A 20,570-nucleotide genomic window follows, 5' to 3' on the forward strand; every position below is an offset into this window, starting at 1 on the left:
AAACCTGGACGGCCTGTTATGTCGGTCCCATGGGTCAAGAAACCATTGCGAACTCTTCCCGCCCGGCCCTCGATCCGCCGACGGCAGCTGCGTCTCAACGGGCTCATCCGCCGGCTCGCCCGCTCCAACCGGTACGTGCTGACCCAGGACGGCGTCCGCATCGCGGTCTTCTCCACCGAGGTCTACAACCGGCTGCTCGTCCCACTCACCGCTGCCAACCAGCCCCAGGCACCGCCCGAACTCCGCGCCGCACTAAGGCCCTCACCCGCCACGTCGATGACTACGCCGCCCGCGCCCGGCTTCCCCGGGAGTCCTGAAACCTTGACACCAACGTCCAGAAGCTCAAGACCGAAGATCGTTAGGCCCCTCGGAAGACCGGAAAAGCCCGGTGACCACGGGATATTCCCGGCGTATTCCAAGCTGCCACCGGCGTACGCAAGGATCCAGCCAGGAGTTGTAAGCAACGGCCGCACGAGCGCCTGTTGTCGCGACGGCCGACATTGCCACTCAAAACTCACAAATCGGCTTAGGTCGATCCTCCAGCAAAAATGATCTGGTTCGGAAGGGACAGAAAGCCCATGAACAAGCTGGCCAAATTCGCCGCGGTAGGCCTTGGCGCCGTGACTGCGAGCGTCGTTCTCGCGCAGCCCGCGTCCGCGGCGGACTACCGCTGGAATGTCGGCGACGGGGTCATCACCTACACCGACAGCTCCAACACGCTCTGTGTGCACGCCTACGACACCGAGGGTCCCCGTCAGGTGACCACGAACCTATTTTGGGACGACAAAAACTACTACTACGGTGACCGCGGCGCCAGTTGCGGGATCGTGGGGGGCCGCGAGGTCCCTGAGGGCACGAGGATCGTCATATACGTCAGGTCCTATTGGGGCGAGCGTGGCACCTGGGTGTCCAGGGGCTCCAAGGCCTTCTACCGCTAATCGCTTTCTTACATGGCCGGGTTTCCCGTGCACCGGGCGGCGTACGAGGAACCTTTCTCTTTCCGGATGAGGCTCAATGAAAAACCTGATCAAAGCGGTCACCATCGGCATTGGCGTTGTGGCGGCGAGCGTTGTTCTCGCACAACCGGCCCTCGCTGTGAATTTCATCCGAGACATCGGCGACGGGACCGTCCGCTACACCGACGACACCAATCAGATGTGCCTCCAGGCGGACAACACCTTTGGGACGGCCTGGGTGGAAGTGGCCGTGTCCCGCCAGGGCGGGAGCGGATTACCCATCGTCATCAGGGACGACAACGTCGGTCATCCGGGCGCCACCTGCAGAGTCCTCAACGTTCCCGAGAACGTCACCTTCCAGGCCGAATACCGGAGCTACTGGGAAGGGCGGGGCACCCCAATACGTGGGGTATTCCACTTCACTACCTGACCGTCCCGGCAAGGCGGACTCCCCGTCCACCACCCGCACGGCATACGGGGAGTCCGCATCCGGCAAGGCACGTCGGCCGGGTCGTGGCCGGGGCGACCAGTTCACCGACCTCGGTCCCGGAGGAGATGAACGCGGGCAGGTGGTCCGCCGCAGTCTGCCTTTGGGACATCAGCGACATGTGCGCGATCGCGCCCTTCGACGTCGCCGTGTCGGCCTGCGCCGTGGCGACGAGGGAAAGGCCGATCGCGGTAGCGGCGACACCAGCGGCAGCCGCCAGGATCAACGGTTTTCTCATGACGAAATCCTCTCTCTGCTGCTGCCGCGACTAGGAGGCAATGCGTGATTGGCAGTTCAGGGGCCTGCTGCCAGTTGAGCCCGCGAGAACCCACTTGCAGCCGCTGCGGCCATAGTCGTAGCGCGGGTGACTGAGAACGACGATTCCGCTCGCGCTGTTGGAGGTGGCGTACAAGCCACCGTCCGCACCGTTGTAGGTGTTCGCATACAGACGGGCGACGCCGCGGTCGAGGCTGGTTCGGCCGCCCTTTCTGGGACCCATCGCCGCGTGGAGGTAGAGGGTTCCTGCCCTGGCCGAACTGTTCTTGTATGTCGTGTAGTGATCGGCGTACGCCGCACCGGGAGTGACGGCTATCGTTGCACCGCTCTGCCGCGTCCTGATTATGAATCTGACTGGCATACTGGCGGCACATTTCTGGTACATGATCTGAGTATTCCAGCCGTGTACCGCCGGGTGCTTAGATCTCCCGCAGGAACCTCGACAAAGTGGAGTCAAATAATGATGGTCATCCGTCGGCCCGGTTTGCGCCGCACCGGAGTGATCGCTCTCGCGGCCGCAACGGCGGCGATCGGTGCGGTTACCTTGGCCGGCCCCGCGCACGCGGACTTTTTCGTCGGAATGTTCAAGACAAAGGCCGCCTGTGAACGGGAGCGACCCAAGTACAAGTCGTCGTGGACCACGCCGAGGCCGTGCTACTACTACACGGCCAACCCTCCGGCTTCCGGGTCCTGGGGATTCTCTGTGGATGAGCGGTACTGACCCACGCTCTTCGGGCACGGGCCTGGACGCGTGCTGCCGAGCCACACCGGCATGCGCCCCGGTAACCGGTCTGGCGGACCGGACCTGTTACCTTCTCCCGTCGGCACTCGTCATAGGTGCGACGACCGAATACGAACGGTCGCCGCACCAACGAGTGAATCGAGAACAGGATGCTGACCAACGTCATGTACGTGACGCTCTACGTCACCGATCAGGACCGCGCGCTGGAGTTCTACACCCAGGGACTCGGCCTGGAAAAGCGGATCGACTTCTCAGGGCCCGACGGCCGGTTCCTCACCGTCGGCGTTCCCGATAGCCCGGTGCAGATCCTCCTGTGGTCGCATGCGGCAGCCGCGGGTCAGCCGGGCGACGTGGGCCAGGATGGCGCGCCCGGTCCGCTGATCCTCGAATCCGATGATTTGCGAAAGGACTTCGAGATCCTGCGCCGGCGCGGCGTCACCTTCGAAGAGTGGGAACCCGTGGACTATCCGTTCGGGGTCCGCATCGAGGCGGTGGACCCGGACGGCAACCGGGTCTCGCTCCGTCAGCAGCGAAAGCCGCGAAAGCCGTGACCACCCACTCGTCCGGCCTCGTGACCGAGGTGTTCGAAGCCCAGCGCGATCGGCTGCGCGCCCTCGCGTACCGCGTGCTGGGCTCGCACGCCGACGCCGAGGACGTGGTCCAGGAAGCGTGGATGCGTCTCGTCCGCCAGGACGAGGCGACCATCGGCAACCTGGCGGGTTGGCTGACCACGGTGGTCGGCCGAATCAGCCTGGACCTCCTGAGATCCCGTCAAGCCCACCCCGAGACCGCCTACGGGCACGAGTTTGCGGACCTCGTGGTGACGCCCGCCGACGACCCCGCGCCGGACGAGCAGGTGGCGCTGGCCGATTCGGTCGGCCTCGCCCTGCTCGTCGTGCTCGACTCGCTCACCCCGAGCGAGCGCCTGGCGTTCGTTCTGCACGACATGTTCGCGGTCCCGTTCCGCGAAATCGGTCAGATCCTGGGCAAATCCGCCGACGCCACCAAGATGATCGCCAGCCGCGCCCGCCGCAAGGTCCAAGCCACGGACCGGCCGGCGGGCCCCGGCCGCGAGCACCAAGAGGTCGTCCAGGCATTCCGCGCCGCCGCGCTCAGCGGCGACTTCGAAGCGCTCCTGCGTGTCCTCGACCCGAACGTGAAGCTGACCGTCGACACCCCGGACGGTATGGTCGTCACCCTCGGCGCCACCGAGGTCGCCGCCGGCGCCCGCATGTTCTCCGGCGAGGTCGCTCGCCAACGACCCGTGCTGGTCAACGGCATCCCCGGCCACATGTCCTGGCGCCCCGACGGAACGCCTCTCTCCGTCATCGCCTTCACGGTCACCGAAGGCCGGATCGCCGGCATCCACATCGTCATCGACCCGGCCAAACTCGCCTCGATCCAGCTGCCCGCCCCGGCCTGAGCCGGTGTCGTCAGGGTCGGCCCGTGCAGGGTGCGACATCCCGGGGCGACCGACCGATGTTGCGCGACCACGGCGAACCCGCAGCGGTATCGACCTTGGACTTCGGCTGCACCAGTGCCCCTCACCCTGAGGGGCACACTCATCGTCTCAGCGCAGGTCGTCTGGACTGGAGTTTGTCAAGGGCGTCGCAGGCGAGCGGGATCTGCCCCGAGAGCGAGCTTTCACACGCAGCAGAGTCGCCGCGTGTCCCGGATGGTTGCGCCGCATGGCCGGCCAGGCCAACCCGCTGGCGGGCCGTTCCATCGCCACGACGTAACGCAGCTCCCAGATGGCCTGGGGTGGAGGGTCAAATCGTGGCCGACCGGCGGTACATTGTTACCATGGTAACAGTCGAACGCACGCAGACAGGCCTGCGGCTCGAGAAGAACGTGCTCAAGGTGCTTAAGGGACTGGCCGAATACCTCGACATCTCGCTCGGCGACCTGGTGGAGGGAATCGCGCTGCACTCCTTCGATGGCAAGGCGCCCTTCACGCCCGTAACCCTGGCCAAGATCGAACAACTCAAGGCTGTGTACGGCTTGACCCTGACATCCGCCGATGCGCACCGGCTGACAGAGCGATGAGCGGCGCGCAGTACACGCTCACCGGACGGCTGGCGGTCGCGCTGCCGCCTGAGGAAGCATTCATGCTGTTCACGCCGCGCGGCGAGGAGCAGTGGGTGGCCGGGTGGCGGCCCCGTTTCCCAGTGAAGACCAGTGACGACTCCGTCCCCGGCACGGTCTTCGAGACCGGCGCGCACGGCGAGCGGACCATCTGGGTGGTGGTCGAGCGCGAGCCTGGACGGCGCGTCTCGTACGCCAGGGTAACGCCCGACTCCCGGGCCGGGACCGTCACTGTCGAGGTGGACGCGGACGGGCAGGGCGGCAGCACGGTACGGGTCACGTACGGCCTGACCGCACTCACGCCAGAGGCCCAGGTGCCTCTGCGCGAGTTTGCCGAGCGCTACCCGGACTTCCTGAGGTCGTGGGAGGAGGAGATCGCCCGCCATCTCGGGTCCCGGCCGCCGAACACGGCCGCCCAGTCGTAAAAGGGCGACCGGCCACGGGCCAGGTGACGGGCGGCCTTGGCGACCAGCAACGGGCCGGCCAGCCGACGGAGGTCGCCGTCGGCTCATCCGTGGGTCTTCGGTGAGCAGCCGCCGTGCCGCGCCGGTCATGCGACGTTGAGCCGGGTGCCGATGTTGACCTTGATGATCCCGGCGTACCACCGCGGCGAGCTTGGCGTCGTCAAGCCTGGAGAACCCGTGCAGCACGAGGGGCACCGGCGCCGCGGCCCGCAGCGCCGCCGCCAGTGACAGGTGGGCCGCGGCATCGCGAGAGGTCATCGCGTGCGATGTGCCGAGCGCCAGGGCGTGATTCCAGGGGATTGACACTGATGATGAGACGCACGTCACAGCGAGCTTCCTGTCACGCATAGCCCGGGCTACCCGGTCAACCGTGTGTATAGCTCTCGCCCAGGCACGGCCTAAGACAGACCGAGCCATTCCGCAGTCAGGGCGATCCAGCGTGCCGTGATGCCCCTTTCCTCCGCTTCGCTGTTGCGACCCTAAGGAGAAGACACATGTCCCAACCTCTCCCGTTCGTCATCGATCCCACGGGCGCCGACCGGCTTGCTGAATACCAGGCTCTGCGGGCTCGCGGTCCGGCCACGCCCGTGGACATCCTCGGTCTGCGCGCCTGGGCAGTCACCGACCCTGCCCTGCTCAAGACTCTGCTCACCAGCCCTGACGTCTCCAAGAACGGCCGTGCTCACTACCCGGCCTTTCAGCAGACGATCAGAACGTGGCCGCTCGCCCTGTGGATCGAGGTGCAGAGCATGCTCACCGCATACGGCGCCGACCACCGCAGGTTACGGCGGATGGTCGCCCCCGCCTTCAGTGCACGCCGCATCGCGGAGCTGAAGCCGACCATCCAATCCCTGGTCACCGAGTTGATCGACGATCTTGCCACGGTGCCCCCCGGCCAGGTGGTGAACCTGCGCGAGCGACTGGCCTTCCCGCTGCCCATCGCCGTGATCGGCCACCTGATGGGCGTACCAGAAGACCAGCGGGACGATTTCCGGCAGATCGTCGACAACGTCTTCGACAGCACGCTCACGCCTGAGCAGGCCCAGGCCAACACCGCACGTCTTTTCGAGGCCACCGACCAGTTGATCGCCACCAAGCGTGGCAACCCCGGCGACGACATGACCTCCCTTCTCATCGCGGCACGCGACGAGGAGTCGGACGGCACCGGCTTCACCGATGTCGAACTGCGCGACACAATGATTCTGATGATCAACGCCGGGTACGAAACGACTGTCAACGTCATCGACCAGGCCGTCTTCGCGCTGCTGACGTCCCCCGACCAGCTCCGCCTCGTCCGCACTGGCCAGGCCACCTGGGAAGACGTGGTGGAAGAAACCCTTCGCGCCGAGCCCGCCATCAAGTACTTGCCGCTGCGCTTCGCCGTCACCGACATCAAGCTGCCCGACGGACAGGTCATCGCCGCGGGAGACCCCATCCTTGCCGCGTATGGGGCCGCCAACCGTCACCCGGACTGGCACGGGCCGGACGCCGACGCCTTCGACGTCACCCGCAAGGTGAAGGACCACCTGGCGTTCGGCTACGGCGTTCACTTCTGCCTCGGCGCTCCGCTGGCCCGCCTCGAAGTCGCAGAAGCCCTGCGTCAGCTCTTCGAGCGTTTCCCCGCCATGTCACTCGCAGTACCGGCCGACGCGTTGCGGCCGGTGCCCACTCTCATCAGCAACGGTCACCAGGAACTCCCGGTGTACCTGCGCGTCGTCGAGTAGCACGGCCCGGCCTCCGGTGTCGGGCGCACTGTTCAGGGCGTTGTCACAGATCGGGGCGCTGCCCGGTCCTAGCTGGTGCACGGCCGGATCCGAGCCGGCCACTGTTTCGCGAAGGAAGCCTGATGAGCACCGATCACGCTCACGCTCACCACCTGGAGAACCCCGACAAGAGCGGGCCGCCGCCGAAGATCGACGTGGTCGCCACCGTGCCGGGGGCGCCGCCTGCGCCGGAGGGGGCCGAGGCGATGACGCTCCTGGTCACGCTGCCGCCGAACAGCCCCGGCGCGCCGCCCCACCGGCACTCCGGGCCCGCGTACGGGTACGTGGTCAAGGGCGCCATCAACTTCGAGCTCGAAGGCGAACCCGTACGGGTTGTCCGGGCCGGTGAGGCGTTCTGGGAGCCTGGCGGGGACGTGATCCACTACCAGGACGGCAACCACCTCGCCGACGAGGAGTCGGCGTTCGTCGTGACGATGTTCTGCGCGCCCGGGCAGCCGATGTTGATCCCGGTCAGCCCGGAGGAGTTGGAGGCTCGACGAGACCGCCGGGTGCAGTCGTGACCAAGGTTTCGTTGACTGCGCAGGTTCGCAATCTTCTCGCGCTTGCCCGTGAGGCGGGCAGTGGTCGCAGTGCCACCACTGTCCACGGCGGACACGATCGTTCGTTGCGGCAGACCGTGATGGCGATGCGGCAGGGCGAGCACATCCACGAACACGAGCATCCTGGCGAGGTCACGGTGCACGTGCTGCACGGGCGGGTGCGGCTGGTCGCCGGGCCTGACACGTGGGACGGGCTGCCGGGTGATCTGCTGGTCATGCCCGAACGCCGCCACCGTGTGGAGGCCGTGGAGGACTGCGCGTTCCTGTTCACCACCGCACGTTAAAAGCAAAGAAGGCGGGAACCGGGTTCGGTTTCCGCCTTCTGCTTTGCCCGAAGGGCATTCGACCGGCTTGCCGCCGGCGGAGACGTCCTCCAGCCAATGTCTCAGATAGGATCTGGCCGCCAAACGCATATATATCGGTAAACCCCAGCGAAGGTGGCCCCGTGACAGAGACCGCGCCACTGCGGGGACGGCAGCGAGAGTTGGCGGAGCTGGACGCGCTGGTGAACCGGGCCGGCGTCGGTCGTAGCGGCGCGCTGGTCGTCTCCGGCGAGGCCGGCATCGGCAAGACCGCGCTCTTGGACCGCATGGAGGCGCACGCCGCGACGGACGTCCGGGTCGAGCGCATCGTCGCGTCGGAGTCCGAGATGGAGCTGGCCTACGCCGGCCTGCAGCAGTTGTGCGGGCACATGATGAGCTCGGCCGGGCGCCTGCCCGCGCCACAGCGTGAGGCGATCGAGGCGGCGTTCGGCCTGCGCCAGGGCTCCGCCCCCAGCCCGTTCCTCGTCGGGCTCGCACTGCTCGGGCTGCTCACCGAGGCCGCGGGCGACCGGGCGCTGCTGTGCATCGTCGACGACGCACAGTGGCTCGACGAGGCATCGGCGCGCGCTGTCGCGTTCGCCGCCCGGCGTCTCGACGCCGAGGGGATCGCCATCGTGCTCGCCATGCGCACGGTCGACGAGGTGTTCGCCGGGCTTCGGCGACTGGTCGTCGAAGGGGTGGGCGACGACGACGCGCGCGAGCTCCTGCGCCTGTCGGCCCCCGGCGGCCTCGACCTGCGGGTACGCGACCAGCTGATCGAGGAGGCGCGCGGCAACCCGCTGGCGCTGCGGGAGCTGCCCCGGTCGCTGAGCCCGGCCGAGATCGCCGGCGGGTTCGCTCTCATCGGCGCGATGCCGCTGGAGAGCCGCATCGAGCAGAGCCTGGTCGCGCAGCTCGAGCCGCTGCCCGAGTCGGCGCGCCTGCTGTTGCTGCTGGCGGCCGCGGACCCGACCGGCGATCCCGGGCTGCTGTGGCGTGCGAGCGCGGCACTGGGACTGAGCCTGAAGGACTTCGACGCTGCCAAGGACGCCCACGCGCTCGTCGTCGGCACGCGCGTCGGCTTTCGCCATCCGCTCGTGCGCTCGGCGGTCTACCGGTCTGCCTCGCCGCAGGACCGGCGGCGCGTCCACGCCGCGCTGGCCGACGTCACCAGCGTCGATCACGACCCGGATCGCCGGGCATGGCATCGCGCCAGCGCGACGCTGCACCCGGACGAGGAGGTCGCCGCCGACCTCGATCGGTCCGCGGTGCGTGCGCGGACCCGCGGCGGCGCGGCCGCCGCTGGTGCGTTTCTGGAGCGGGCGGCGGAGCTGACGCCTGAGCCGGTCCGCCGCGGGCAGCGGCTGATCGCGGCCGCGGAGGCCAAGCACGAGGCGGGCGCGCCCGCAGCCGCCCTGCGCCTGCTCGACGCCGCCCGCGACCACCCCCTCACCGCATTGCAAGAGGCGCTCGTCGCCCGGCTGCGCGCTCGCGCCGGATACGCACTGCGGCGCGACAGCAGCGGTGCGCGGCTCCTCCTCGCCGCGGCGCAGGGTCTCGAAGGGCTCGACCCGGTGCTCGCCCGCGACACCTACATCGAGGCGCTGTCGGCCGCGATCTACGGCGGTCGGCTCGGTGACGCCGAGCAGGTGGCCGCGGTCTCGAACGCGATCCTGGAGGCGACCGCCGATGAGGAGTCCGACCGTGCGCGGGACCTGATCCTGCGCGGCCAAGCGCTGCTCGCCGCCAAAGGGCAGGAGGCCGCGCTCGAGACCCTGCGCCGGGCGCAGCGCGCTTTCCTCGAGCAGGCCCCGGACTCTCTTGAGCTGCACTGGATGTGGTTCGCCTCCCGCGCCGCGCAGGACCTCTGGGACGCCCGCGGGCTCCGTGCGCTCGCCGATCGGCAGGTCGAGCTCGCCCGCGCCGAAGGCGTCGTGACGGTGCTGCCGATCGCCCTGAGCCTGCTGATGGTGGCGCAGACGGTCGACGGCGAGCTGGACGCGGCCGAAGCCTCCTGCGACGAGATCGACGCCATCAAGGACGTCACCGGCCACCCGCTGCCGCAGTACGGGCGGTTCTTCCTCGCGGCATACCGAGGGCAGGCCGACGAGGCGGAGCGCCTGGCGGAGCAGATCCGGCCCGACGCGCAGGCGCGGGGCGAGGGGTACGGGCTGAGTGCGATCAATTTCGGGGAGGCCATCCTCTACAACGGCCTGGGCCGCTTCGCCGAGGCGGTGACCTCCGGTCGCCGTGAGCTGCCGTACACACACGAGCTGAGCCACGCGATGCGCACGCTGCTCGAGCTCGTGGAGGCGGCCACGCACACCGGCGAGCGCACGCTCGCCGAGGAGGCATTCGAGAAACTGGCGAGCGTCACGCGGCCGGTGGGGACCAACTGGGCGTTGGCCGTGCTGACGATGGCAGAAGCGCAGCTGCGTGAAGGCGACGAAGCTGAGGCCCTGTACCGGGATGCGATCGAGCGCTTCGAGTACGAACGGATTCCCATCATGGTGGGGCGCTGTCGCCTGCTGTACGGGGAGGAGCTGAGCCGCCAGGGCCGGCACGCCGATGCGCGCGAGCAGCTCCGGGCCGCGTACGAGCTGTTGTCGGGCATTGGCTTGAACGGCTTCGCCGAGCGCGCCGCACGCGAGCTGAGCGCGAGCGGCGAGACCTTGCGCGTTCGCACGCATGGGTCGGCGGCGCAGCTCACCGACCAGGAGCTCAATGTGGCGCGCCTGGCGCGCGAAGGACTCACGAACCGGGACATCGGCGCGCGGCTGTTCATCAGCGCGCGCACCGCCGAGTACCACCTGCGCAAGGTCTTCATGAAGCTCGGCATCAGGGGGCGCGCCGAGCTGAAGACCGCGCTCGCGGAGCTCGACCACGCGGCGCCGGGCACCGGATAGCCCATGGGCATGGGGTTCACCGAGGCGGCCCAACGGACTCCATCGGTTGTGCGGGGGATTCGATGATGACAGGGCGTAGGCGTACCGAGATCGCGAAGGCGGCGGCGACGGCTGCCATGCCGATGCCGGCCCACAGGTTGGCGTTCACGTCGCCGGTCTTGGCCCGGTTCGCGGCCGAGTCCATGACGAGCCCCATGATGATCAGCACGGTGCCGTAGAAGCCGATCAGTCCGGCGATGACGACGCGGATGTCGAAGGGGCCGGCCTTGCGGGGGCCGGCGTTTTCACTTGCGGCGCCGTGCCGGCTCGTGGCGGGCTGGTCGACGGTCATGTACCGACTCCTTTCCGGGGCAGAAGGATGGTCATCGGAAGATCACGTTGAGGGCGGTGACGAGCACCAGGGAGATGCCCGCGAGCTTCGCCGGCGCCTGGTACCAGGGCAGGCGGCTCGCCGCCGGATCGGTGCGCACCGCCTTGGGCGTCTCGGAGAAGACGAGCCCGCTGAGCTCCCTCGCCGGCTTGGGCGAGGTCATCAGGCTGACCAGGACGCTCACCGCGATGTCCACGACGAACGCCACTCCCGCGGACACGAAGGCCGCTCCCTGTCCGGGCAGGTCGATGACGCCCAGCTCGTTGAGCAACCATACGGTGACCGCGCCCAGCGTCCCGGACACCAGTCCCACCCATCCCGCGGTCGCGGTCATCCGCTTCCAGAGGATGCCGAGGATGAACGTGGCGAACAACGGAGCGTTGAAGAAGCCGAACAGGGTCTGGAGGTAGGTCATCAGGTTGCCGTAGCCGGCGGCGATGAACGCGGTGCCGATGGCCAGGAGCGTCGCGCCGACCGTGGCCCACCGGCCGACCTTCAGGTAGTAGCCGTCGGAGCGGCCCTTCTTCACGTACTGCTGCCACAGGTCGTAGCTGAAGACGGTGTTGAAGGCCGAGATGTTGGCGGCCATGCCGGCCATGAACGCGGCGAGCAGGCCCGTCAGGGCGATGCCTAGCAGCCCGGTGGGGAGCACGTCGCGCATGAGCAGCAGGATCGAGTCGTTGTACGTGATGCCCGCGCTTTGATCGCCGGCCTTGAGCCGCACCACCTCGGGCACCAGCACCCCCGCGATCATCCCGGGGATCACCACGATGAACGGGATGAACATCTTCGGGAACGAGGCGATGATCGGCGTGCTGCGCGCGGCCGACATCGAGCTGGTGGCCATCGCGCGCTGGACCTCGACGAAGTTCGTCGTCCAGTAGCCGAAGGAGAGCACGAAGCCCAGGCCGAAGACGATGCCGATGACGGACAGGACCGAGTTGCCGAACCCGGCCAGTTCGTTGCCCGGCCACGAGTTGAGCTGCTCGGCGCCGCCCCCCACGGCCGTCCGCACCCTGTCGACCAGGCCGCTGACACCCCCGACGCGGTGCAGCCCGATGAGGGTGAGCGGCAGCAGCGCGGCGACGATGACGAAGAACTGCAGGACCTCGTTGTAGATCGCCGCGGACAGCCCGCCGATGGTGATGTAACTGAGGACAATCGCGGCGGCGAGGAGCAGTGCCACCCACAGCGGCCAGCCGAGCAGGCCGTTGACCACCGTGGCCAGCAGGAACAGGTTGATCCCCGCGATGAGCACCTGGGCGAGGGCGAAGGTGATCGCGTTCACCAGGTGTGCGCCCGGACCGAAGCGGCGGCGCATGAACTCGGGGACGCTGCGCACCTTGGACCCGTAGTAGAAGGGCATCATCACGATGCCGAGGAACAGCATGGCCGGGACCGCGCCGATCCAGTAGTAGTGCATGGTCGGCATGCCGTACTCGGCGCCGTTGGCCGACATTCCGATGACCTCGACGGCGCCGAGGTTCGCCGAGATGAAGGCCAGCCCGGTGATCCAGGCCGGCAGCGACCGCCCCGACAGAAAGAAGTCGAGACTGCTGGAGATCCTCCGGCGCGCGGCCACTCCGACCAGCAGGACGACGGCGAAGTAGACGAAGATCAGCACATAGTCGACGAGTTCGGCGCCGATCCTCAGAGGGTTGTCCACGTCGCGCAGGGAGAAGGCGGTGAGCTCGAGGCTCATGAGCGCTGCTCGGGTGGCACGTAGTCGAAAGTGGGGCCGGCCATGGTGCCGTCCTCATCGGGCATCAGCATCAGGGTGTTGGCCTGCCCCTTGAGCGTGTACATGGTGCCGACAGCGGACCCGAGCACTTTCGGGTCGCCGTTGAAGGCCTGCTCCAGCTGGTTCAACAGGGTGCAGTAGGTGCGGTTGAACTCTTCCTGCGCGGTACGGATCGCGCTGCCCGGGGCGTGATCGGACAGCCGCGGGTTGGGCCGCATCGGGCGCACGGCGGCCAGGTTCGTCGAAAGCGGCTCGCCGGTAGGCCCGGACTGCGGGCTGTCGCCGCGCCGGTAGCGCCGGCCGAGTTTGAGCTCCTGAAAGCGGTAGTAGTGGGCGACCTCGTCCCGATCAGGGTGGAAAATGTCCTGGTCGCCGTCCCAGACCTCGCCCCGGGCCGTGCCCTCGCCCTGTTCGACGATCTCCTCCAGCGCCCCCAGCGCCGACTCCAGATCCTCCACCGCGAACAGCGACCCCGCGGTGTGCCGGAAATGGCTGCCGCTCACTTGGCGGGCGGGGTCGCCGCCGAAGACCTCCCGCTCGCCGAGTTCCTTGCACAGGTGGCGCAGCCCTTGTTCGATCGCGTCATAGAACTGCCCGATCGTCTCGTAGCCGTCGCCTTCCGCCGGGGCGCCGGGCGGCGCAGGCTGCTCCAGGCGCAGGAACATCTCCAGGGCCTCCGGGCCGAACGGGAGCAGCGACAGTTCCAAATCGCTGTGGGGCAGCGGCCGGGGATAGGGCGGCAACATCCCCGGCATGTCGAGGCGCGGCCGCCCGCCGACGGCGTTGAGCAGGTTCGCGGCCAGGGCCAGGTGCAGCATCTCCTCGGCGAAGACGCTGCCCACCACCTCCATTGCCTCGGGGTTGCGCTCGGGGTCCAGGGAGTACAACGCGCACAAGTACGGCGGCAAGGTCGCGTGTTCCAGCTCGACCGCCCACTGCAGGTGCTCACGCAGGCTCTCGAGCGTGTCGATGCGTGCTGACCCGGGAACAGCGACAGTCCCCTGCGGTTCCAGATTCTTCATCAGAGTCCTATCTCCATTGTCTGCCTGCTAAGACCGGACAGCCCTCCGCACGCGTGACAGCTGCCGGGAATTTCCTTGACATCCATGAGTTCCGTATCGGCCACCGTCAGGCCGTGGCCAGCCGTTGGCGGGCGCGTATCCGGCGGCGCTCCTCCGGAGTGGTGCCGCCCCACATACCGTCCGCCTCGCCGGTGCGCACGGCCCAATCGAGGCAGGCCGCTCGTACGGGGCAGGTCTGGCAGATGTGCCGTGCCTGCTCCTCGCGTTGACCGGGATGGTCGCCCCACGTGATCGGGAAGAAGAGGCCGGGCTCCGCATCCTGGCAGGCTGCGCTGTCCATCCAGCGCAGAGGGGATCGAGGCTCTCGGTGCTGATGAATCCGATGGACGGTCATGATCTCCACCTCATGAGCGATGGTCGGTGTGGTCATTTCAGATGTGCGCTTGTCTTCGGTGGCGGGCCGGAACAGGGAGCCGTTCACACTCATTCGCCTCACCGGGCGAATGAGTGTGAAGCGCGTGGGGCCGGCAGGCGAGCCCGGGGCCGGATGGGTCTCATCGGCCCGGCTGCCGGCCCAAGGGGGGCGCCGGATCAGGCGCCGGCCCAGGAGAGCCGCCGGATCAGGCGGCTTGGTGGCGCTGCCAGTGCTCTTCGAGGATGGCGGCGACCTGCGCCGGCCGCTGCAGCACCGGCCAGTGGTTGCAGTCGAGCTTGATCACACGTTCCGCCCGGATGGCCCGGCCGAGTTCGTCGGCGAACTCGACCTGACAGGCGGGATCGCGTGCCCCCCAGAACACGAGGCCGGGCGCGGTCATCTTCGCCAGCTCGGGTTCCCACTCGCTGCCCATCCGCACCGCGGAGCGGTAGAGCTTGAGAATGCTGTCCTTCATCGGTGCGTCCACGTGCCGCACCATCTCCTGGGCCAGGTCATCGGGCACCTCGAAGCCGGTGATCAGGTCGTCGGCGAAGCCCTGCGGCGTCAGTTCGGCCATGAAGCGGTCCCCTTCGACCGGGTCCTGCCAGACCTTGGCCAGCGGATGCCAGACGTATCGGGCGCTGATGGGGCCGTTGCCGCCGGCCCAGGTGCGTACCAGGTCGGGGCGCAAGGACGCGACCCGGGCGGTGAGGATGCATCCCCAGTCGTGGCCGACCAGGTCGACCGGCTCGCCGATCCTCTCCAGACGGCCGATCAGCCACTCGGCGTACTCCTCCTTGGTGCTGCCGAAGCCGTCCGGGCGTGGAGCGCCGAAGCCCGGCAGGTCCCAGGCTTCCACGTCCGTGCGCGTCAGGTGCCGGCGGACGCCTGCCCAGACGCGGTGGGTGTCGGGGACGCCGTGAATGAGGATCGCGGGCATGGGGGTGTCACTCCTGCGCGTGGTGGACGGCGTCGAGAATGGCGGCGGTCACGGCGTCGGGCTCGGAGGCGGCGAGCGCGTGTGAGGCGCCGGCGACCTCACGGGTGCCTCGGGAGCCGGCGCGTTCGGCCATGAAGCGCAGAGCCGCGGCCGGGATGTTGAGGTCGCGCTCGCCGTGGACGAACCAGGACGGTGTGGTGCGCCAGGCGGGCTCGTCCGCCGTCAGGGCGTCGGTCAGCGCCTGCTCGGTGACCGGCCGCTGAGTCGCGGCCATCAGCGCGGCCTCGCCGGCCTCGAGGTCGGCGCAGAACTGGTGGTGGAATTTGTCCGCGGCGATGCGGAACTCGTTGCCGCCGGAGGCGACCGGGTAGGCCTCCAGCGCGCCGCCCAGGGTGCTGCCCTCGAACTTGCCGGACAGCAGGAACGCGCTCTCGCCTGGCTCGGGGGCGAAGGCGGCGACGTAGACCAGGGCGCGCACCGCCGGGTTGCCCGCCGCGGCCTGGGTGATCACCAAGCCGCCGTAGGAGTGGCCGACCAGCACGACCGGGCGGCCGATGCCGGAGATCACGTCCCGCACGTACGCGGCATCGCCCTCCACACTGCGCAACGGGTTCGCCACGGCGACAGCGGTGAGCTGGTTGGTGTGCAGGCGCTGGATGACGCGGTTCCAGCTTGCGGACTCGGCGAAGGCGCCGTGGACCAGGACGATGACGGGCTGCTCGCTCACGAGGTGGCCTTTCCGGTGTTCAGGGCGGTCTTGAGGAATTCGATGGCCTGGGCGGTGGCACCGCGGGAGGCCTGGGTGTCGCGCAGCGGGTTGAGCATCATGAAGTCGTGCAGGGTGCCGTTGTAGCGGACGCTGGTGGTGAGGACGCCGGCCGCGGTGAGCTTGCGGGCGTAGGCCTCGCCCTCGTCACGCAGCACGTCGTTCTCGTCGACGATGACGAACGCGGGTGGCAGTCCCGCCAGCTCTTCCAGGCTGGCACGCAGCGGTGAGGCGGTGATCTCCGCCCGCTGGGCGGGGTCGGTGGTGTAGGCGTCCCAGAACCAGGCCATCGCCCCGGCGGTCAGGTACGGGCCGTCGGCGAACTCGCGGTAGCTGTCGGTGTCCTGGGCGGCGTCGGTGACCGGGTAGTACAACGACTGGTGCACGAAGCTCACGTCGCCGCGGCGCTTGGCCAGGATGGTCAGCGCGGCGGTCATGTTGCCGCCGACCGAGTCACCGGCGATCGCCAGCCGGGAGGCGTCCAGGCCCTCTTCGGCGCCGCGCTTCGTGATCCATTGGGCGGTGGCGTAGGCCTGCTCGATCGCGACCGGGTAGCGGGCTTCGGGCGAGCGGTCGTATTCGACGAAGACCACCGCGGCGCCGGCCCCGACGGCGAGCTCGCGTACGAGCCGGTCGTGGGTGCCGGCGTTGCCGAGGACCCACCCGCCGCCGTGCACGTACAGGACGGCGGGCAGCACACCTGTCGTTCCGGCGGGCTTGACGATGCGTACGCGCACGTCGCCGACCTCGGCCGGGACGATGATCCACTTCTCGTCCACCTCGAGCTTGTCGATCGGGGCGGCCTGCAGGTCATCGAGCACCTTGCGGGCGCCGTCGGTCCCCAGCTCGTATAGGAAGGGAGGCTTGGAGGTCGCGTCGGCGAGCTCCTGCGCCGCCGGCTCCAGGACGTAGTCATTCATGCGGAGTTCTCCGTTCCATCTCACTCACCAGAGTTGGGAGTGATTCGCCCACTTAGACAGGGCAGCCCCCTGAATCCGTGACAGCGGGGAATCGAGAAAGATGGAATGGATCGCTCTGGTCGGCGCAGAGCCTCAGGCCATGGCCGCCGTGCCTTCGATCTGCGAAGTGCGGATCTGTTTGCGGGACACGATGCCGAGCTTCGCGAAGACCTTGCGCAAGTGCCATTCGACGGTGTGCGGGCTGATGAAGAGCTGAGCGCCGATCTCGGGGTTCGTCAGCCCGTCACCGGCCAGGCGCGCTATCTGCGCTTCCTGGGCGGTGAGAGTGACGCGCTCGTCTGCGGTGCGCTTGCGTACCGTCTCGCCGGTGGCTTGAAGCTCGCGCCGGGCGCGTTCCCCGAATGCCTCGGCCCCCATCTGGCTGAACATCTCGTAGGCGATGCCCAGTTGCTCGCGTGCGTCGACGCGGCGGTTCTCCCGGCGCAGCCACTCGCCGTAGAGCAGCCGGCTGCGGGCCAGCGTCACCCTGACCTCGGTGCGGCTGAGCCGCTCGATCGCCTCTCGGTAGAGAGTCTCGGCCGCCGGGCCCTCGCTGACCTGGGCACGCACGCACGCCGAGGTGCCGAGGGCCCAGTCGGTGCCACTGGCCTGTGCCATCTCGTCGAGTCGCTGGGCGGCTTCGGCGGCGCGGGCCGGCCTTCCGCTCCGGGCTGCGGCCTCGACGAGCTCGATCAAGGACCTGATGAACGGGCCTCCGAGCTCCTGCGGGTGCTCGGAGCCTCGCTCGGCCGCGGCGTACGCCTCCTCGTAGCGACCAAGGCCGTTGTAGAGCACCGAGCTCGCCCATTGGGTGCCGGTCACCACCTTGCCTTCCCCTTGCAGGGCCGCCTCTCGTGTGAGCGCTTCGATCGCCTGACGTGTCGCGGTTTCCCGGCCCCTCCATGGCTCGAGCACCAGGGCTGCGTATTGGGCAAGGAAGCGGCTGCCCGTCACCTCGCCAATCGTCACCGCCTCAGCGAGCAGCGCATCGGCGGCGGCAAGCTCGCCGGCGAGTGCCCGATTCGACACGAGCATGTGGAGAGCCAACGGCAGCACCGACAGAGCCCCCGTCTCGCGTGCCAGGTCGACCAGCCTCGCCGAGAGCACCGACCAGTTGTCGAAGTCCCAGACGTTATGGGCCATGCGGCACGCGAACGAGAGCCAGCCAAGGCCCTCTTCCTTGGAGACCCCTTCGGCGCGGAAGGCGTTCAGGGCCTGCAGCACCATCGGCACGCCCGCCGCGTAACCCTCAGTGGCCACCACGGCCACGCCTTTCAGGAACAGATCGTTGCGCTCCGGTGGCGGCCCCGGCGGTGCGGCGAGCGTCGCCTTGGCGACGTCCACCAATTGTGCGCCGCTCGGCAGCCGGCCGGCCGTCATCGCCGCGTTCAGTGCGTCACGGTAGGTCTCGCGCGCCAGCCCGGGGTCCAGCGGCTCGAGTTGCTTGCCGGCTCTGAGCAACAGCGGCAAGGCGGCGCCGGCACTCGTGGAGGCGAACACGATCTGACCGCGCAGCAGCTTGGACTGGGCGAGTCCGCGTTCGCCCAGGGGGCTGAGTTCCGCCGCGTCCAGCAGCTGGAGCGCGGCGTCGTACCCGCCGGCCTGATACTTGGCCCGTGCCGCCGCCAACGCTCTGGCTCCGCGGCGTGCGGGATCGGGGGTCAGCTGGGCCGCCCGCTCGAGGAACGCGGCCGCTGCCGCGACTCCGCCGCGTGCCTGCGCCCGATCGGCGGAGCGCTCCAGCTCGGCGGCCACCGTCTCGTCCGGGCCGGCCGTCGCGCCGGCCAGATGCCACGCCCGGCGGTCGGGATCCGACTGGGGATCGGTCGCGTCGGCCAGCGCGCGGTGCACGCTCAGCCGATCCTGTGAGGCCGCCACGCGATAGGCCGCCGAGCGCACGAGGGGATGACGGAAACGCACCCGGGTCCCCATGGTGATCAGCCCCGCCGCTTCAGCAGGCGATGCCGCGGCCACGTCGATTCCCATCAGCTCTGCCGCTCGCGTCAGCACGGTCACATCGCCCACCGGCTCGGCCGCCGCGATCAGCAGCAGCTGCTGCGTCTCGGCCGGTAGCGATTGGATCCGTCGCAGGAAGCTCTGCTCGATCTGGCTGGCCAGCGGCCGCGCGTCGGGCCGCCCGAACCCACCCGCCAGCTCCGCCGGCGTCAATCCCCGGGGCAGCTCGAGCAGGGCCAGCGGGTTTCCCCGCGTCTCGGCGACGATCCGGTCCCGGACCCGCTCGTCGAGTCGTCCAGGAATCACGGAGTCCAGCAGGGCGCGGGCGTCGCTGTCGCTCAACCGTCCCACCTCGAGCCGCGGCAATCCCGTCAACTCGGGTTCGAGGCAGGGCTCGCGCACCGCGAGCACCAGCCCGATCCGCTCCGCGAGCAGGCGTCGGGCGACGAAGGCGAGGGTCTGCGCGGAGACTTTGTCCAGCCACTGGGCGTCATCGACGAGGCAGATCAGCGGCTCCTTCTCGGCCGCGTCGGCGAGCAGGCTGAGCACCGCGAGCCCGACCAGGAAGCGGTCCGGGGGAGTCCCCGCGCTCAGGCCGAACGCCGTCTCCAGCGCGTGGCGCTGCGGCTCCGGCAGGTGATCAAGATGATCCAGAAACGGGGCACACAGCTGATGCAGGCCGCCGAAGGCCAGCTCCATCTCGGACTCGATGCCCGCCGCCCTCGTGATCCGGCAGCCGGACGCGCTGCTCCGCGTGTATTCCAGCAGCGCCGTCTTGCCGATGCCGGCCTCGCCGCGCAGGACGAGGACCGAGCTATGGCCGGCCTGCACCGTCGCCACTAGTTGGTCCAGCGTTTCGCACTCGAGCTGCCGCCCACGAAGCTGCAACCCGGGATCCCTGCTTGCCATGGGCACCGCCCCCCGCCCACCGTCTGCCCGTTAATCGATGACTGCCGAACATAGGAGGCTACCGGCGCCACGTCTTGGATCGACGGGCAGCCTACCGTTCTGATGTTAAGCCGGGCAATTTGCCCTTGACACCGGCCGTGGACGGTACGCACCACGGGACCCCAGTCTCCGGACCAGGGTACCCACCAGGCTCTCCCCAGGGCGCGATAGAGGGGCCAGGGAAACGACCGTGGTCCCAGTTGCATCGCCGGATGCTGGGGGCCGAACGGAGCCGATCGTGACCATGAACGTGTTGGAGTCGTACAGAGACCACGTGGAGCAGACCGATGACCGGTCGATCAGAAGACGCGACGGAGCCACTTCGGTGTTCGTCAGCGCAGCGCCCCGGCTCTTCGCGATCGGTCTGCGCGTCCTGCAGGACGTGGGCGAGGCCGAGGACGTGGTGCAGGAGACGTGGCTGCGATGGGTCCGCGCCGACCGCTCGGTCGTCGTCAGCCCGCCCGCGTTCCTCGCGCTGACCACCACGAGGCTCGCCATCAATGTCGCCCAGTCCGCCCGCTGGCGCCGCGAGACCTCCGCCGGCCCCTGGCTTCCCGAGACGACGGACCGCGCTGTCAGCCCCGAGACGGCAGCCGAACGACGCGAGGCGGTCGACACCGTGATCCGGCTGCTGCTGGAGAGACTGACCCCCGCCGAACGAGCGGTCTATCTCCTACGCATAGCCTTCGAGTACCCGTACCGCCGGATCTCCGAGATCCTCGACCTGGGCGAAGACCACGCGCGGCAGCTCGTGCGACGCGCCCGCGATCACCTCGCCAACGAGCGACGCCACCAGGTGAGCACCGCCGCGCATCGGCGCCTCGTACGGGCGTTCCTCGCCGCCGCGCAGAACGGCGACCTCGCCGACCTGGAAGAACTGCTCGCCGCCGACGCCACCCGCTAGGTTTGCAG

General features: G+C 68.8%; 20 protein-coding genes. 11 read left to right on the forward strand and 9 right to left on the reverse strand.

What is annotated here, in order from left to right:
• The first annotated feature begins 578 nt into the window (after positions 1-578).
• Together OHA25_RS16085 and OHA25_RS16090 are read left to right on the forward strand one after the other, a co-directional pair.
• Positions 579-938 carry a hypothetical protein gene (locus tag OHA25_RS16085; protein WP_327588371.1) on the forward strand — a complete coding sequence of 120 codons (360 nt, stop codon included), beginning with the start codon at positions 579-581 and terminating at the stop codon, positions 936-938.
• 76 nt (positions 939-1,014) lie between these two features.
• Positions 1,015-1,386 carry a hypothetical protein gene (locus OHA25_RS16090; RefSeq protein WP_327588372.1) on the forward strand — a complete coding sequence of 124 codons (372 nt, stop codon included), beginning with the start codon at positions 1,015-1,017 and terminating at the stop codon, positions 1,384-1,386.
• Here OHA25_RS16090 and OHA25_RS16095 read toward each other — a convergent pair.
• A complete protein-coding gene (locus OHA25_RS16095) occupies positions 1,379-1,681 on the reverse strand; it encodes a hypothetical protein (protein ID WP_327588373.1) in 303 nt (100 codons plus the stop codon). The two genes, OHA25_RS16090 and OHA25_RS16095, sit on opposite strands and share 8 nt — an antisense overlap.
• A gap of 929 nt (positions 1,682-2,610) precedes the next feature.
• Between OHA25_RS16095 and OHA25_RS16100 the strand changes: the two genes are divergently transcribed.
• The 8 genes from OHA25_RS16100 (at position 2,611) to OHA25_RS16135 (ending at position 10,541) form a co-directional block, all read left to right on the forward strand.
• Positions 2,611-3,012, forward strand: a complete 402-nt coding sequence (locus tag OHA25_RS16100) for a VOC family protein (RefSeq protein ID WP_327588374.1) — start codon at positions 2,611-2,613, stop codon at positions 3,010-3,012.
• A complete protein-coding gene (locus tag OHA25_RS16105) occupies positions 3,009-3,884 on the forward strand; it encodes a sigma-70 family RNA polymerase sigma factor (RefSeq protein ID WP_327588375.1) in 876 nt (291 codons plus the stop codon). The genes OHA25_RS16100 and OHA25_RS16105 overlap by 4 nt, the downstream gene beginning before the upstream one ends.
• 380 nt (positions 3,885-4,264) lie before the next feature.
• A complete protein-coding gene (locus OHA25_RS16110; RefSeq protein WP_305922856.1) occupies positions 4,265-4,507 on the forward strand; it encodes a hypothetical protein in 243 nt (80 codons plus the stop codon).
• Positions 4,504-4,971: an SRPBCC family protein gene (locus OHA25_RS16115; RefSeq protein ID WP_327588376.1), complete on the forward strand. Its 468-nt coding sequence runs from the start codon at positions 4,504-4,506 to the stop codon at positions 4,969-4,971. Before OHA25_RS16110 ends, OHA25_RS16115 begins: the two co-directional genes overlap by 4 nt.
• 533 nt (positions 4,972-5,504) lie before the next feature.
• Positions 5,505-6,734: a cytochrome P450 family protein gene (locus OHA25_RS16120; protein ID WP_327588377.1), complete on the forward strand. Its 1,230-nt coding sequence runs from the start codon at positions 5,505-5,507 to the stop codon at positions 6,732-6,734.
• Positions 6,735-6,856: 122 nt separating this feature from the next.
• Positions 6,857-7,294: a cupin domain-containing protein gene (locus OHA25_RS16125; protein WP_327588378.1), complete on the forward strand. Its 438-nt coding sequence runs from the start codon at positions 6,857-6,859 to the stop codon at positions 7,292-7,294.
• 104 nt (positions 7,295-7,398) lie between these two features.
• The gene (locus tag OHA25_RS16130) at positions 7,399-7,617 is read left to right on the forward strand and encodes a hypothetical protein (RefSeq protein WP_327588379.1); all 219 of its coding nucleotides are present in this window, start codon (positions 7,399-7,401) and stop codon (positions 7,615-7,617) included.
• A gap of 161 nt (positions 7,618-7,778) precedes the next feature.
• Positions 7,779-10,541, forward strand: coding sequence for an AAA family ATPase (locus tag OHA25_RS16135; RefSeq protein WP_327588380.1), 2,763 nt, complete (start codon positions 7,779-7,781; stop codon positions 10,539-10,541).
• Positions 10,542-10,557: 16 nt separating this feature from the next.
• Here the strand turns inward: OHA25_RS16135 and OHA25_RS16140 are convergent, their stop codons facing one another.
• The 8 genes from OHA25_RS16140 to OHA25_RS16175 form a co-directional block, all read right to left on the reverse strand.
• Positions 10,558-10,872, reverse strand: coding sequence for a hypothetical protein (locus OHA25_RS16140; protein WP_327588381.1), 315 nt, complete (start codon positions 10,870-10,872; stop codon positions 10,558-10,560).
• A 31-nt stretch (positions 10,873-10,903) separates the two neighbouring features.
• Positions 10,904-12,613, reverse strand: coding sequence for a sodium:solute symporter family protein (locus OHA25_RS16145; protein WP_327588382.1), 1,710 nt, complete (start codon positions 12,611-12,613; stop codon positions 10,904-10,906).
• Entirely contained in the window at positions 12,610-13,674 is a 1,065-nt protein-coding gene (locus OHA25_RS16150; RefSeq protein WP_327588383.1) for a ferritin-like domain-containing protein, read from the reverse strand. The genes OHA25_RS16145 and OHA25_RS16150 overlap by 4 nt, the downstream gene beginning before the upstream one ends.
• A gap of 106 nt (positions 13,675-13,780) precedes the next feature.
• Positions 13,781-14,014: a WhiB family transcriptional regulator gene (locus OHA25_RS16155; RefSeq protein WP_327588384.1), complete on the reverse strand. Its 234-nt coding sequence runs from the start codon at positions 14,012-14,014 to the stop codon at positions 13,781-13,783.
• Positions 14,015-14,294: 280 nt separating this feature from the next.
• Positions 14,295-15,029, reverse strand: coding sequence for an alpha/beta fold hydrolase (locus OHA25_RS16160; protein ID WP_327588385.1), 735 nt, complete (start codon positions 15,027-15,029; stop codon positions 14,295-14,297).
• Positions 15,030-15,036: 7 nt separating this feature from the next.
• On the reverse strand, positions 15,037-15,756 hold the full coding sequence (locus OHA25_RS16165) for an alpha/beta fold hydrolase (protein WP_305922867.1): 720 nt from the start codon (positions 15,754-15,756) through the stop codon (positions 15,037-15,039).
• The gene (locus OHA25_RS16170) at positions 15,753-16,715 is read right to left on the reverse strand and encodes an alpha/beta hydrolase (RefSeq protein WP_327588386.1); all 963 of its coding nucleotides are present in this window, start codon (positions 16,713-16,715) and stop codon (positions 15,753-15,755) included. Before OHA25_RS16170 ends, OHA25_RS16165 begins: the two co-directional genes overlap by 4 nt.
• A gap of 132 nt (positions 16,716-16,847) precedes the next feature.
• Positions 16,848-19,619 (reverse strand): helix-turn-helix transcriptional regulator, encoded by a 2,772-nt coding sequence (locus tag OHA25_RS16175; RefSeq protein ID WP_327588387.1) that lies wholly within the window; start codon positions 19,617-19,619, stop codon positions 16,848-16,850.
• 283 nt (positions 19,620-19,902) lie between these two features.
• Between OHA25_RS16175 and OHA25_RS16180 the strand changes: the two genes are divergently transcribed.
• Positions 19,903-20,562, forward strand: a complete 660-nt coding sequence (locus OHA25_RS16180) for a sigma-70 family RNA polymerase sigma factor (protein WP_327590987.1) — start codon at positions 19,903-19,905, stop codon at positions 20,560-20,562.
• Positions 20,563-20,570 lie beyond the last annotated feature (8 nt).

The sequence above is a fragment of the Nonomuraea sp. NBC_00507 genome (assembly GCF_036013525.1).
GTDB lineage: Bacteria > Actinomycetota > Actinomycetes > Streptosporangiales > Streptosporangiaceae > Nonomuraea.